The sequence below is a fragment of the Sporosarcina sp. AD_1 genome, from assembly GCF_057373025.1.
The window spans coordinates 443,275-457,127 of sequence record NZ_JBPVIR010000001.1 but is presented as its reverse complement, the minus strand read 5'-3'; the positions used below and the strand labels follow the sequence as shown (position 1 = coordinate 457,127).

Below are 13,853 nucleotides of genomic sequence, written 5' to 3'. Positions count from 1 at the left end.
CTTTTCAATAAGTAATACGTTTCGAAATACAAAAAGTTCCGAATTTTTATGCAAGAATATGGCCCGGTTTGTTTTAAAACATTTACCCCGCTATATCAATAAAAAAGAGGACAGCAATTCATATACGAATTGTGTCCTCAATGGATTTGTTAGGTAATGTTTTCTTCACATCAACCGAAGGCGTTACAAAAAATCTGCTTATCCATGAAGTGCCAGTTGGATCATCAATTCGATGCCTACCGGGATGGCTAATTCGTCGATATCGAACTTCGGGTGATGGTGCGGGTATTGGCTTTTTTCACTTTGCATGCCGACATTAATGAAAGCACCGACTTTGTTTTTTAAGTAATAGGCATAGTCTTCTGCGCCAAGCACAGGCTCGTAATCCACAAAGGTATCCTCACCAAATGTTTTCTCGATTATATCCTTCGCCACTTCACATGCTTCGGGGTGGTTATACAGAGGGGGAGTCCCCTCGATGAATTGATAATGTCCAACGGCGCCGAAGCTTTCGCAGATGGATTTCGTTAGTTGCTCAGTTTTGTGGTGCATGAGCGTGGCGCCTTCGAACGTCAAGGCGCGGATGGTTCCTTTCAATAAAACCTTATCCGGTATGACGTTATAGGAATTGCCTGCTTGCAATCCGCCAATGGAAATGACGCCGGCATGCAAGGGATTTAGATTACGGCTGACGATTGATTGGAATGCCTGTATTACATGTGTCGCGATATAGATTGGATCCACCGTTTCGTGCGGGCTGCCCCCGTGGCCGCCTTTGCCTTCTATGACGATGTCAAAATCATCACAGGAAGCCATAGCGGGGCCAGTGGCAAAACCGATCTTCCCGAGACGCATGTTGGACATATAATGAATACCGTAAATAACATCGACACCGTCTAAAATGCCTTCCTCGACAAGCTGTTTCGCTCCGCTTGGCGATGCCTCTTCGGAACTTTGAAAAATGAATAGGATATTATGGCGAACATGCTGGGCATTCTCGCTCATCCATTTGGCGACTGCCAACAGCGTGGCCGTATGCCCGTCATGCCCGCAACCGTGCATGACACCGGGGACTTTGGAGATATACGGTTTATCTCCTTCCTCCTCAAGTGGAAGGGCATCCATATCCGCTCGCAGGGCAATTGTTTTATTTCCTTCCGTTCCTTTGAAAAATGCAATGACATTCGGTTCAGAATAGCCGTCTACTAATGGAATTCCGAATTCTGTTAACCTTGCTTTGACATAAGCCGCTGTTTCGACTTCTTGTCCGGACAGCTCAGGATGCATATGGAAGTGTCTGCGCTGTTCAATCGTCCAGTCGATCAGCGCTTGATCCAGTAATAATTTGTTCATAGAAAAGCTCCTCATCTAGTCTGGTTGACTCTGTTACTTGGACAGATAGATTGTTCTCATCCAGTGTATTTCATCAATATTTAGTATAACTGATTAAAATGGCCCATAGTGAATCAGTTGTGCTGCAATAAGAAAGAGAATTGCAATCACGACTTGGATGCAAATAAGGGGCAATACCCATTTGATCCAGCGGGTAAAAGGAATTCCTGCAACAGCAAGACCTGCGAGCAGGACTCCGGAGGTCGGAAAGAGCGCATTGGAAATGCCATCGCCCAGCTGGAAAGCAAGGACAGCCGTTTGTCTTGTCACACCTACTAAATCGGAAAGCGGTGCTAATATCGGCATAGTAAGAGCCGCCTGGCCGCTTCCGGAAGGCACGAGAAAGTTGAGGAACAGCTGGACCACAAACATTCCGATGGCGTTCAAAATAGGGGACAGCTCACCCAGCACAGAAGATGCATAAAATAATATCGTATCAATTAGCTTTCCATCTTGTATGACAACAAGAATCGCTTGTGCAAAACCAATAATCAAAGCACCGCCAATGAGTTCTTTTGCTCCGTCAATAAAGCTGTCCGCCATCTTATTCGCACCCAGTTTGCCAATTAAGCCAACTACAACGCCAAATAGCAAAAAGAGGGCAGCGATTTCTGTAATATACCAGCCTAGTTGAATGACACCAAAAATAAGGATGATAAAGTTGAATAAGAACAACGAAAGAATCCATTTATGACGGGTCGTCAGTTCCATCATCTGCCCAGTGTTTTTGTGTGTATCATTTTGGAGGTGGCCGATAAATTTCAGTTCTGGGTTGGTCTTCACTTTCTTGGCATAACGAAATACATAAAGGACGCCAGCACTGTATAATGTGAAGAATAACACGATACGAAGACCAATACCGGAGAATGTCGGCAGATCGGCTATACTTTGAGCGACACCTATATTGAAGGGATTTAAAACCGCGCTCATGAAGCCAATATTGGCACCGACTGATACAATAGCGAAACCGACAATTGCGTCAAATCCGAGTGCAATGGCAAGAGGCGTGACGATCGCGATATAGACAATCGTTTCTTCCGCCATACCCATTAAGGTACCGCCGGCTCCAAAAAAGAGCATCAAGACGGGAATAAGTAATAGTTCGCGTTTGCCAAGTTTTCTAGTTAAGCTTACAATCAAGGCGTCCAACGCACCGGTTGCTTTTAGAATACCGAAAGACCCGCCGATGATGAGGACGAAGAAAATAATGCCTGCTGCATTGACCATCCCTTCATGAAAGCTTGTAAAAGCATGGAAGAAATTTACGGGAGATGATTCGGCCCAGTGGAATGAATCCGGCACGACAAGAGTCCGCCCGTCCTTTTCCACCCGATCGTATTCACCAGCCGGCATGATGTATGTCAAAGCGGCCGATAGGAGAACGACAAAGAATAATAAGACGAATGCATTAATATGGAGAGGTTTCTTTTTAGATTGAGCTGCGTTTGGATGACTGTACTCGGATGTCTGTTTCTGCATGTCACATACTCCTCATTATTCAGATTGATGTATTTTTATTCAATTGATTGTAAAAGGTATTCAAGTATAATGCAAGATCATAATTTGGAAATTCACAGATTTGATAAGTTTTGAAACAAAGTTTACTAGTGGTAGGTAGATGAAAGTGAATAAATGTGTGTGTAAATTATTTTGAACTAAATTGGATTTAATAATTTCCTGGGAAATAGAATAGTTTAATATATTCCATTTATTGTTAAAATATAAGAGGAGGATGAATAAAAATGCTTGCAAGTTTAATCCGTAATTCAAAACATACAGTTGTTTTTACCGGCGCCGGTATGTCTACAGAAAGTGGGCTGCCTGATTTTCGTAGTTCAAATACTGGCCTGTGGGAACAAGAGGATCCTAGCAGGGTAGCCAGTACAGAGGCGCTAAATAAAAATGTGGAGCAGTTTTTCAGCTTTTATCGGCATCGTGTATTGGGCGTCCAAGATTGCAAACCACATGCAGGTCATTTCATCTTAGCGGATTGGGAAAGAAAAGGGCTGATCCAAGGAGTCATTACGCAAAATGTGGATGGATTTCATACAGATGCGGGAACTGTAAATAGCATGGAATTGCACGGAACTCTTCAAAAGGTGCATTGTCAAACATGCGGCAAGGTTTATGGGAATGATCGGTATTCAGAAGAGCAATATTATTGCCCGTGCGGAGGCACACTGCGGCCATCCGTTGTATTGTTCGGCGAAATGTTGCCGGAAAATACTTTTGCCAAAGCTCTACACGAAGCGGAGAAGTGTGAACTGTTTATTGTTCTTGGCTCCTCCTTGACTGTTACGCCTGCCAACCAGTTCCCGTTACTGGCAAAAGAACAAGGAGCCCAACTGGTCATTGTGAATAGGGAGCCAACTTTATTCGATCATTACGCAGACTTGGTCATTCACGACACAGATATTGGAGTCGTGCTGGCTCAGGCTGATCAAGAGCTGAGAGAGGATCTGTAAATTTTCCCGTAACATTATTAGTTCCCGGCCGTCTACTTGGACAAATGGGGAAGTGGTAGATATGAAAAGGATTGGGATGTTATTGTTACTTCTGTTTTTCCTTGTATGGAGTAAACCAGAAGAGGTATCTGCTTGCTCCTGCGTCATGCCTCCGCCTGTGGATCAAGCTTTGGAGGAAGCCAAAGCGGTGTTTGGTGGGAAGGTAGTTGGGATAACGGAGAGTAAGAAGAGCTGGAATCGAGGAAAAACGGTTACGTTTCAAGTGAATGAACTATGGAAAGGCGAAGAAACGAGCAAGATCGAAATTAGAACAGGTCTGGATGACGGTGATTGCGGCTTTCCTTTCGAGGAGGGGGAATCCTATCTTGTCTTTGCGACAGTCAATGAAATGTACGGGGAGAATACGTTGGCGACAAGCATCTGCCATAGGACGGCTAGCCTTGCAGATGCATCCGAGGAGCTGGCGGAATTAGGTAGCGGGAAGGTTATTGAGCAATCTAATGAAATGAAATCTGATCATAACTATACAAATGATGTCGGATGGAAAGTGGCCATTTCTTGTTTCCTTTTTGTCCTTCTTTTATTCATCATCTATTCTCGCAAACGAAATAGGAAACAATAATGTGAAAGCTGTCAATCCACTCGGTGTTTTACGAGTCGGATGACAGCTATATTTACGTAAAAGTTATCAATTTGGATAACGGTCCATCTGGCGCTATGACTTTCTCCAAATCTTTGAGTGGAATCGGGAAGTATGGGAATCCCTGTGCATAAGGCGAAATTTCATAGAGCTGAAAGTAGATGACGATCGACGCGTCTGCAAGATAGTAATCCTGATTCGGCCGAATCTTCTTGAAAGGCGGATCAAGTAAAGTGATATCCCAGTCATCAATCCGTTGACGGATGATTTCGGAGATGACCTCTACATAATTGCTGCCGCTTTTGAATAAATCCTGCAATTTATAATGCTCTCCTGTTTTTGTAGAAAAAGTTAATGATTTCACAATGGTTATTCCATGTGCGCCTCCCGTGTACGAATAGACAATTAAATTGAGGCTCAGGATGCCCCGTTCATTTGTCTTCACTTCAAAATATCCAATCAGTTCGACTAAATCTTCATTATAAAAATTTTGTTCGATGAGTAAATCGTTATAGACAGAAATAATGGCGAAATTAATCTTCCGTTGAATGATGGCGTCTAACATTTGGATAATGACTGGATACGCAATCGTGATTTTATCTGAATCCAAATCCATCTTTCTTGATATGACCGTTACAGGTTGGTCCACTCCGAGGCTCAGCTCCCTTCTCACTCTAACCGAGTCATACAGTATATGAAAAGGGTCGGAATGAATGACACTGGCTAAGAGGCTCGGGATTCATCATGACAAAAACCGCCTGTCGTCGTTGACGGCAGGCGGTACATTCAATGGATTCAGTTTCTAACCTTTTTTCTTCGGAACTTGCCAACGAACTCAAAGACGACTGGCACAAAAATGAGTGTAAGCAGTGTGGAGCTCGTCAATCCGCCAATAACTGTGATGCCCAGACCTTTGGAAATCAAGCCGCTTCCTTCAGCTCCAATAGCAAGTGGGATTAATGCGCCGATTGTAGCTAAGGCGGTCATCAATATTGGACGTAGTCTTGTCGCTCCTGCTTCAAGAAGTGCCTCCCGGGTAGGCAGCCCTTCTTTTTCTTTGTTAATGACTCGGTCAATTAACACAATGGCATTCGTTACAACGATACCAATCAGCATGAGCATCCCAATCATTGCCGAGACGCTGATTGTTTCTCCGCCAATCAACAATCCAACCAATGCGCCGATCACTGTGAACGGCAATGAGAAGAGGATTGCGAATGGTGCTAATCCGCCTCCGAATGTAATCACAAGGATGAGGTACACGATAGCAATCGCAGCTAGCATAGCCAGCCCAAGTTGCGTGAAGGCTTCTGTAATATCCTCTGTGACGCCGGCTGTCTTGATTTTGACAGTAGAAGGCATTTGTAGCTGATCGACTTTTTCGCTTACACTTTTGGATACTTTGGATACATCCTTTGTAACGATTTCTGCCGACACGCTTGCGAATAATTTGCCGTCTCGGCGGGAAACGGTATCCGAAGTGGTACCTTCTTTTAATTCAACGACTTCCGATATAGGGATTTCTATTCCAAATGGCGTCTGAATTTTTTCATCGAGCAGTTCTTGGATTGTTTTATGTTCTTTCTTGGCATCGTCGACGAGAACATTGATCGACTTTCTGCCGTCTTCCAATTTCGTAATAACTTGCTGTTGTTTGTTCGGATATAATATCATACCGACCTGAGCAGTAGTCAAACCATATTGTGTCAGTTTCTCCTGATCAGCGACCAATGTGTATTCCTTATAGGTGCGAGACATGCTTGTTTTCGTATTTTTCAAGTCTTTAGTTGAGGAAAGAATCGATTCGATGTCATTGACAACAGGTTCAATTTCATCAAGTCGATCTCCGTATACATAGTAGCTCAATTGATTGCTGGAGCCGCTTACTCCGAAGTCCTGTGATTTCCATTCACCTTTCACAGACAGCTTATTCAGCTCTATCATCGTTTTCTCTTTTACTTTATCGAAGTTCGGTGTATCGGAATTAAAATTCACGAACATAAGCGCACCATTTGAAGCGCCGGGTGCCATCGGATTTTCACCGCCAACGGAAACTTGGACGCTTTCCACGTTCTTCAATGCTAACAGGTAATTTTCCGCTTGTACGGTATTGTCGTTGACAGTGTCCAATGGTTCACCTGGTTCAGGCGTGTACGTAATGTACATCATTTTCTGTTCTTCATCCGGCAGCATACTGACCCCGACATGCGGGACTAAAAAGAGACTGCCTCCAAGAAGAGCCAAAGATAGGATAACAGTGATCAATTTATGATCCAATGTCCAGTTCAGTACTTTACGGTAGCCATTCGCCATTTTCCCATGCTGTTCTTTATGAACTCCTGCATTGCCGTTTAATTGCTTGTTGAACAATGTATGGGCCAGCATTGGCACAATGGTGATTGCAACGAGAAGTGACGCTAATAAAGAAAAGACAATCGTGAGTGCAAACGGCAGGAACAATTCTCCTACCATGCCACCGACCAGGCCGAGCGGCAGGAACACCGCCACGGTGACAAGTGTGGAGGATGCAATCGGTTTGAACATTTCTTTTGTAGCTTCCCGAATCAAATCCCGGCCCCGCAGTTTTTCTGTCGAGAGATGCATCCGCCGATAGATATTTTCTACGACTACGATCGAGTCATCAATGACTCGGCCGATGGCAACTGTCATAGCGCCAAGTGTCATCATATTTAACGTAATATCGAGTTCCTTCAATAATAATACTGCGATAAGCAAAGACATTGGGATCGAGATAATTGAAATGATAGTAGATCGGAAATTGCGCAAGAACAGCATGATAATAATGACTGCGAAAAGCGCTCCGAATAATGCTTTACTCAGCATTGTTTCTACGGATTGTTCGATCGGTTCACCCTGATCCAATGAGACAGAGATGGAGAGGCCGTCGTGTTCATCTTGGAATGAAGCCGTCATCTTTTTCACTGCATTGACGACAGTCACTGTATTGGCATCCTGTGATTTAACAACTTGGATTGCAATGGCTTCTTTCCCGTTCATGCGGGAAATCGATTCCGCTTTGCCGACGTGCTTGATTGTCGCGATGTCTCCCAGCTTGACTGTCGGGATGCCAGCCGCAGCTTCAGGAGGCATTCCTTGAGCGCCGTTTTGTCCAGCAGGGGACTGCACAGCACCCGCTGCTTTCGGAATTGCAGGAATCAAGAGATTCTCCAATTCGGATATGGTTGTCAGCTTTCCATCGACGACGACGGATTGCTCTTCACCATTAAAGTTGAAAAGACCGAGCGGCATTTTCAAATCTGATCCTTTAATCAGTTGTTTTACAGTTTCTTCATCCAGATTATTTTCCGCCAGCTTTTCCTGGTCAAAGGTCAACACGACTTCTTCGATTTGTTGGCCGGATACAGCCACGCTGGAAACTCCATCAATGCCTTCCAAGTCCGGTACAAGGGAATCTTCGACTAAAGCAGTCATGTCCTCAAGCGATTTGTTCTTATCCGACACACTTAAAGCGACAACCGGAAAAGCGTTGATGCTGATTCTGCCAACAGACGGTTCTTGGGCAGAATCAGGCAGCTGATAGTTGGCGACCGCTTCTTTGACCTCTTCTTCGGCGGCCTTCATATCCGTTCCGAAACTATACTCGATTTGCATGGAAGAGGCGTTTTGGTATGAAGTGGAGCTTACGGATTTCGCGCCTTTTAAATTTTTCACCGTTTTTTCAAGAGGCTCCGAAATTTCATTCATCACTTGTTCAGGTGTCGCGCCAGGATAGATGGTTGTTACGCTGACAACTGGAACCGTTATGTCGGGAATCGTCTCTAACTTCATTTTCATTCCCGAATAAATTCCCGCAACGGTTATAATGATAGTAAGCAGCCAAACGGCCAATTTGTTTCGCATGACAAAATTGATAATTGAATTCATAGGATCCTCCATTTCTAGTTTTGACGAGTTGACGCTAATACTTTATTATGATAACTGACCGGTCAGTCAGACGTCAATGAAAATGGAGAGATTACAGGATTCATAGGGAGGACTTTAAATGGATAAACGAACATTGATAATTGAAAAGGCATCCGAGCTCTTTGCCAAGAAAGGCTTTGATACGACTTCGGTGCAAGAAATTACGGATGCTTGTGGTATATCCAAAGGCTCCTTCTATCTTTCGTTCAAATCAAAAGAAAGTCTGTTGTTCGCTATTTTTGAATATTTTACATCCAAGTTGGTAGACCGGATCAGTACTGTTTTCCATGAAGACATCGGTTCACGTGAGCGACTCAGTGAATACTTAGTGATCCAATTTGAAGAGATTCAGAAATATAAAGATTTTATATTAATGCAAGTGAGAGAACAGACGAATCTTGGTAATGAAGAAATGATGAGGCTGCTCAGCCGGCTGCGTCAGAAAGCCTTTGAATTGCAGGAAGCTTTATTTGTGGAACGTTATGGTCAGACCATAAGCGCTCATCTTCCCGATCTCTTTGTCATCGTCAACGGCATGACGAAAGGATATATTGAAATTATCATTATGACGAAAGTGGAACTTGATTATAAAAGACTTGCCGATTATCTGGTGGACCGGATTGATTCCGTCGTGGCCGGTCTCAAGGAGCCATTTTTGGACAAGGAGTCGATTTTCGGTTTTCAAACAGGTTGTTCCTCCGCAGCTGTCACACAGGCAGATCTCGCCAGCTGGTTGAATGCATTAAAACGCGACAGTGCAAATGCCGATATGACAATCAGTCTCGAGGTGATTGAGGAAGAGCTGATGAAGGAAGCAATCAGAAAGCCTGTCATTATTGGTATGCTATCGAATTTAGAACCATTCGAAGAAACGGCGGAGTTTAGCCGGGCCATGAGGAGTTTCTTAGAACAATAAGGTGAAAAAACGTCCGGATGGGGCATGATATGGTAAGATAGATGTTTAGAAAAGGATAGGAAGTGGACAAATGATTTCCATAACAATACCGAAACCGGATATAACCATCGTGCAACGGAAACAGGTCTCTGGCGAAGCAACAATCAAACCGATTTGCGGTTTTATTGATTTGCATGAAATTCCTCGTGATAAAGGGGGAATCGTTCTTTTTTATAACCGGGAGGACGAATTGCTTTTCGCAGGAAAGGCACGAAAACTGCGTCAACGAGTGAAAAAACACTTGGAGGATAACGTTTCTCCAATCAAAGATCATCGGAGTGAAGTCAATAAAATCTCCGTCATCCTTGTAGAAGATCCGATGGAACGCGAGATTTATGAAACGTATATTATCAATACTCTCCGTGCAAAGTACAATACGGAAAAAGTATTTTTTTGAAAACAAAGAATACCCGCATACGCGCCCATGAGGCGGTATGCGGGTATTGTTGTTATTTGCTCAGTTCATCATGAATGAGGTTGATATTATAGTTCAAATATTTTACGTATGTGTCGACTTCATCGCCAGGCTGGCCGATTTCATCGGAATAGATTCGTTTTTCCGCAATGCGCACACCTGTTTCGCCAGCGACGGTTTCCATCGGCCGCGGATCCACATTGGATTCAATGAAAAGTACAGGGACTTGATGTTCATGAATAAAATTCACCAGTGATTTGATTTGGGCAGGGGAACCGTTTTCCTCGGTGTCGATCTCCCAAATATACGCTTCCTTCAAGCCGTAATGAGAAGTCATATATTGGAATGCGCGCTCGCTTGTAACGAGGGTTCTTTTTTCTTCCGGAATGTCCTGAATCCGTTCTTCATATTCCTTATCGATTTCTTTCAAGCGTGCCACGTATTCATCCCCGCGTTTTTGGATTTCTTCGCTTTTTGCAGGGTGTTTTTTAACGAGCGCATCTCGGAGATCTTCTGCCATTTTAATGCCGACTGCCGGATCGATGAAGGCATGCGGATTAATTTCTTCCTCTCTTCCATCTTCATTCGTCAGATACATGGGTTCTACACGCTCTGTGAGGCTGATAACATTTTCTTCCTTTTGTTGTACCGTGTCGACCATTTTGAAAAACCAACCCTTTTTGCCGCCCTCCAGGTTAAGACCATTGTAAAATAACACGTCTGCATCTGTAGCTGCCTTGATATCATTAGGCAATGGTTCATATTCATGCGGATCGGTGCCAGTTGGCACTAAGTTATGGACTTCTACGAGATCGCCGCCGATTTCACGTGCCATATCTGCAATGATAGTAAAGGATGTAACAACTTTTAAAGGTGCATCAGGATCCTTCGCTTTTTCCTTGTCACTTCCACATGCAGAAAGTAAAATTGCGGCAACTAAAGTTAAACTGATCCATTGTATCAATCGTTTCATTTGTAATCTCCTTCCTTATATCGAAAGTATTATGCATATTTTTTTCTGTTCGCGGACTTCAGTTTTCGGACTAGTAACCCCTGCTTCGGTGAAAAAAGGAAAGCCAGGACGAACAGGGCTGTTGTTACGAGCGCAATGACAGGTCCCGAAGGCATGTTGTAAAGAAAACTGAAATACAGGCCGATTACGGCAGACATGGCACCGAAAATAGCTGACAGGATGACCATGATAGAGAGGCGGTTCGTCAATAGATAAGCCGTGGATGCTGGTGTGATGAGCAGCGATACGACCAAAATGACACCGACTGTCTGCAAGGACGCGACAGTTACTAAAGTCAGCAGGAACATGATTGCGTAATGGATGAGACGTGTCGGTAATCCATATGCCGCCGCCATCGTCTCGTCAAAACTGGAAACGAGCAATTCCTTGTAGAAAATGATGACGACCAGCAAGACCAGACCTCCGATTGCCAATGTGAGCCACATATCCGAGTTGCGGACGGCAAGTACATTGCCGAAAAGGATTTGCGTCAGATCGGTAGCGCTTTTTGCCCGGTTGATTAAGATGATGCCAAGAGCAAAAAAAGCAGAAAAGACTAGTCCAATCGATGAATCACTTTTTATCCGGCTGTTTTGCGTGATGGCACCGATTCCAAACGCTGTCAAAACGCCTGTCAGGACGGCGCCGTAGAAATAATTGATGCCGAGCATATAGGAAATGGCCACCCCCGGCAAGATCGCATGTGAAATCGCATCGCCCATCAACGCCATGCCCCGCAGGACGATGAAGCTCCCGATGACGCCGCAGATGACGCCGACCATAATTGATGTCGTAAAGGCTTTTTGTAAAAACGCATACGTTTGCAAATCATGTATGAAATCGATCATAAAGGCACCTCCGATCCTTCAACCATTGAAAACGGACGCTGATAGGCTCTCGTCATATTTTCCGTCGTGAAAACTTCTTGTACCGGTCCGGCAGCGATCAAGTTTTTATTGATCAAGACAAGCTCGTCAAAGTAATGTTTCACTTTCGTCAAGTCGTGATGAACGACAAACACGAGTTTCCCCTCATCGCGAAGCCGTTTTAATATGCCAATAATTACTTCTTCACTTGATACGTCTATGCCGACAAACGGTTCATCGAGGAAGAAAATGTCTGCTTTTTGCACAAGTGCCCTTGCTAGGAAAACCCGCTGCTGCTGTCCTCCAGAAAGTTCCCCGATCTGCTGATTCGCAAAATCCACCATGCCTACTTGCTCCAGGCATTGCATCGCCCATTCCTTATGCTCTTTTTTGGGTCTGTGGAAAAGACCGAGCTTAGGATACGTCCCTAAAAGTACGGTATCCCTCACAGTAATCGGAAAATTCCAGTCGATATTGGATCTTTGCGGAACATAAGCAATTTGCTTACGGACTTCTTTAATCGGTTTCCCGTTGATTTCGACTGAACCTTTATCATTTGGTATTAAACCGAGCATCGCTTTCATCAATGTCGATTTGCCGGCGCCATTTGGGCCCAATATGCCGATGAGATTCCCTGATGTGAATGTGAAGGACACATCCACCAACACTGGGTTTCCAAAATACGATACAGATACGTCATGGACGCGTATTTGGTCTTTCATGCTTTTCACTCCAATCAATCCAACTTTCCCTTGTGCAACTTTTAGGTTAAAAAAAGTAGTTCGATATACGGTCGAATATATGCTTTTAGAGGTGATGTATGAACAATGGCATCAAAGTTTCCCTTGAGCAACTTATGTCAGTATAGTATATCTTAGATTCAGAGTAAAGTCTTTTTTCTTGGATAGTTTTATATTGTTCCATAAATTTTTCAATTCCTCTCGCTTTGGATTGCTATCGCTATCACAAGAAAGTACTGTAAAATAAAAGGAGAACTAGAATCGGGGGAGAGGCAGAATGAAGTTTTTCCATACAGCTGATTGGCATCTTGGCAAACTTGTACAAGGTGTCTATATGACAGACGGACAGCGTTTTGTATTACGACAATTCATAGATGCGATAAAAGAAGAAAAGCCTGATGCCGTCATTATTGCGGGCGATTTATATGACCGGGCCGTACCGCCGACAGAAGCAGTGAATCTATTAGATGAAGTGTTGCAGGAAATTGTGATGGAGCTGCATACACCAGTGATTGCCATAGCAGGCAACCATGACAGTCCAAGCCGCCTTCATTTCGGAAGTGATCTGTTGCGAAAAAACGGTCTCTACATTATCGGGCGTCTGGCGAAGCAGACGACACCGTTCGTATTGGAAGATGCAGATGGAGAGGTGCATTTTCATCCCGTGCCTTTCGTAGATCCTTCTGTGTGCAGACATTTTTATGAAGACGATACGATACGGGACTTCAATAGTGCCATGAAGCGGATTATTGAAGAGATCCACCTTGCGCCAGATGTGCGCCATGTATTGATTGGACATGCATTTGTCACACCAGGTGGTGAAGAAGCGGAGAATACAAGTGATTCGGAGAGGCCCCTCTCCATAGGCGGGGCTGAATATGTTTCTGCAGAACTGTTTAAGCCATTTCACTACACGGCGCTTGGCCATTTACACCAAGCTCATTTCGTCGGGCAGGAAAAGATCAGATATGCCGGCTCGCCTATGAAATATTCAATTTCAGAAGAGCATCATGTGAAAGGGTTTTACATCGTCGACCTGGACGGAGAGGGCCAAGTGACCGTGGAAAAACGGGAATTGATTCCCGAGAAGGATTTGCGGACAGTCAAAGGAACGATGGATGAAATATTGCGGCACGAACCGAGCGAGGATTTCGTCTTCATTCAGCTTCAGGATGAAACACCTGTCTTATATCCGATGGAAAAGGTCCGCTCTGTCTATCCGAATGCCATGCATATAGAGAGAGCACTGCCGAAAATGGCAGCTACTATTGAAAACAAATCTGCGGAAATGCATACGAAGCCGAGTGATCTGGATCTTTTCCGTGTGTTCTATGCTGAGATGAAAGAGGCGGAGGCAGATGAGGAAACGCTCTCCATCCTGGCTAACCTGCTGCATGATGTGATGATTAAGGAGGAAGCGTAA

At 44.2% G+C, this 13,853-nt stretch carries 12 protein-coding genes; 5 read left to right on the top strand and 7 right to left on the bottom strand.

The genetic code is table 11. The features are described 5' to 3' along the window. Nucleotides 1–198 precede the first annotated feature (198 nt). On the bottom strand, nt 199–1,353 hold the full coding sequence (locus ACSW3C_RS02205) for a M20 metallopeptidase family protein (protein WP_486560640.1): 1,155 nt from the start codon (nt 1,351–1,353) through the stop codon (nt 199–201). Between the two features lie 93 nt (nt 1,354–1,446). Beyond that, a complete protein-coding gene (locus tag ACSW3C_RS02200; RefSeq protein ID WP_486560639.1) occupies nt 1,447–2,871 on the bottom strand; it encodes a YfcC family protein in 1,425 nt (474 codons plus the stop codon). Between the two features lie 263 nt (nt 2,872–3,134). On the opposite strand from ACSW3C_RS02200, the gene ACSW3C_RS02195 reads away from it, so the two are divergent. Beyond that, a complete protein-coding gene (locus ACSW3C_RS02195; RefSeq protein ID WP_486560638.1) occupies nt 3,135–3,857 on the top strand; it encodes an NAD-dependent deacylase in 723 nt (240 codons plus the stop codon). A gap of 61 nt (nt 3,858–3,918) precedes the next feature. Further along, on the top strand, nt 3,919–4,479 hold the full coding sequence (locus tag ACSW3C_RS02190; RefSeq protein WP_486560637.1) for a hypothetical protein: 561 nt from the start codon (nt 3,919–3,921) through the stop codon (nt 4,477–4,479). A 52-nt stretch (nt 4,480–4,531) separates the two neighbouring features. Here ACSW3C_RS02190 and ACSW3C_RS02185 read toward each other — a convergent pair whose 3' ends face one another. Both ACSW3C_RS02185 and ACSW3C_RS02180 read right to left on the bottom strand, forming a co-directional pair. Further along, a complete protein-coding gene (locus ACSW3C_RS02185; RefSeq protein WP_486560636.1) occupies nt 4,532–5,146 on the bottom strand; it encodes a DUF3298 and DUF4163 domain-containing protein in 615 nt (204 codons plus the stop codon). Nucleotides 5,147–5,292: 146 nt separating this feature from the next. Continuing rightward, nucleotides 5,293–8,403 carry an efflux RND transporter permease subunit gene (locus ACSW3C_RS02180; RefSeq protein ID WP_486560635.1) on the bottom strand — a complete coding sequence of 1,037 codons (3,111 nt, stop codon included), beginning with the start codon at nt 8,401–8,403 and terminating at the stop codon, nt 5,293–5,295. Nucleotides 8,404–8,521: 118 nt separating this feature from the next. Here ACSW3C_RS02180 and ACSW3C_RS02175 point away from each other — a divergent pair, with 118 nt between their 5' ends. After that, nucleotides 8,522–9,358 carry a TetR/AcrR family transcriptional regulator gene (locus tag ACSW3C_RS02175; RefSeq protein ID WP_486560633.1) on the top strand — a complete coding sequence of 279 codons (837 nt, stop codon included), beginning with the start codon at nt 8,522–8,524 and terminating at the stop codon, nt 9,356–9,358. A gap of 70 nt (nt 9,359–9,428) precedes the next feature. Beyond that, the gene (locus tag ACSW3C_RS02170; RefSeq protein ID WP_486560631.1) at nt 9,429–9,794 is read left to right on the top strand and encodes a nucleotide excision repair endonuclease; all 366 of its coding nucleotides are present in this window, start codon (nt 9,429–9,431) and stop codon (nt 9,792–9,794) included. 52 nt (nt 9,795–9,846) lie between these two features. On the opposite strand, the gene ACSW3C_RS02165 is transcribed toward ACSW3C_RS02170, so the two are convergent. From ACSW3C_RS02165 to ACSW3C_RS02155, 3 genes are read right to left on the bottom strand one after another with little or no spacing between them, the layout of a single operon-like run. Beyond that, the gene (locus ACSW3C_RS02165; RefSeq protein WP_486560630.1) at nt 9,847–10,785 is read right to left on the bottom strand and encodes a metal ABC transporter solute-binding protein, Zn/Mn family; all 939 of its coding nucleotides are present in this window, start codon (nt 10,783–10,785) and stop codon (nt 9,847–9,849) included. Between the two features lie 29 nt (nt 10,786–10,814). Continuing rightward, a complete protein-coding gene (locus tag ACSW3C_RS02160) occupies nt 10,815–11,669 on the bottom strand; it encodes a metal ABC transporter permease (RefSeq protein ID WP_486560875.1) in 855 nt (284 codons plus the stop codon). Further along, nucleotides 11,669–12,412, bottom strand: a complete 744-nt coding sequence (locus ACSW3C_RS02155; RefSeq protein WP_486560628.1) for a metal ABC transporter ATP-binding protein — start codon at nt 12,410–12,412, stop codon at nt 11,669–11,671. Before ACSW3C_RS02155 ends, ACSW3C_RS02160 begins: the two co-directional genes overlap by 1 nt. Before the next feature lie 295 nt (nt 12,413–12,707). Between ACSW3C_RS02155 and ACSW3C_RS02150 the strand changes: the two genes are divergently transcribed. Beyond that, complete coding sequence (locus ACSW3C_RS02150) at nt 12,708–13,853, top strand: exonuclease SbcCD subunit D (protein WP_486560627.1); 1,146 nt, start codon at nt 12,708–12,710, stop codon at nt 13,851–13,853.

Bases quoted from the DNA above. Each gene is read 5' to 3' on its own strand.
- ACSW3C_RS02155 (WP_486560628.1), bottom strand. From the start codon at position 12,412: ATGAAAGACCAAATACGCGTCCATGACGTATCTGTATCGTATTTTGGA.
- ACSW3C_RS02180 (WP_486560635.1), bottom strand. From the start codon at position 8,403: ATGAATTCAATTATCAATTTTGTCATGCGAAACAAATTGGCCGTTTGG.
- ACSW3C_RS02165 (WP_486560630.1), bottom strand. From the start codon at position 10,785: ATGAAACGATTGATACAATGGATCAGTTTAACTTTAGTTGCCGCAATT.
- ACSW3C_RS02190 (WP_486560637.1), top strand. From the start codon at position 3,919: ATGAAAAGGATTGGGATGTTATTGTTACTTCTGTTTTTCCTTGTATGG.
- ACSW3C_RS02150 (WP_486560627.1), top strand. From the start codon at position 12,708: ATGAAGTTTTTCCATACAGCTGATTGGCATCTTGGCAAACTTGTACAA.
- ACSW3C_RS02195 (WP_486560638.1), top strand. From the start codon at position 3,135: ATGCTTGCAAGTTTAATCCGTAATTCAAAACATACAGTTGTTTTTACC.
- ACSW3C_RS02170 (WP_486560631.1), top strand. From the start codon at position 9,429: ATGATTTCCATAACAATACCGAAACCGGATATAACCATCGTGCAACGG.
- ACSW3C_RS02205 (WP_486560640.1), bottom strand. From the start codon at position 1,353: ATGAACAAATTATTACTGGATCAAGCGCTGATCGACTGGACGATTGAA.
- ACSW3C_RS02200 (WP_486560639.1), bottom strand. From the start codon at position 2,871: ATGCAGAAACAGACATCCGAGTACAGTCATCCAAACGCAGCTCAATCT.
- ACSW3C_RS02175 (WP_486560633.1), top strand. From the start codon at position 8,522: ATGGATAAACGAACATTGATAATTGAAAAGGCATCCGAGCTCTTTGCC.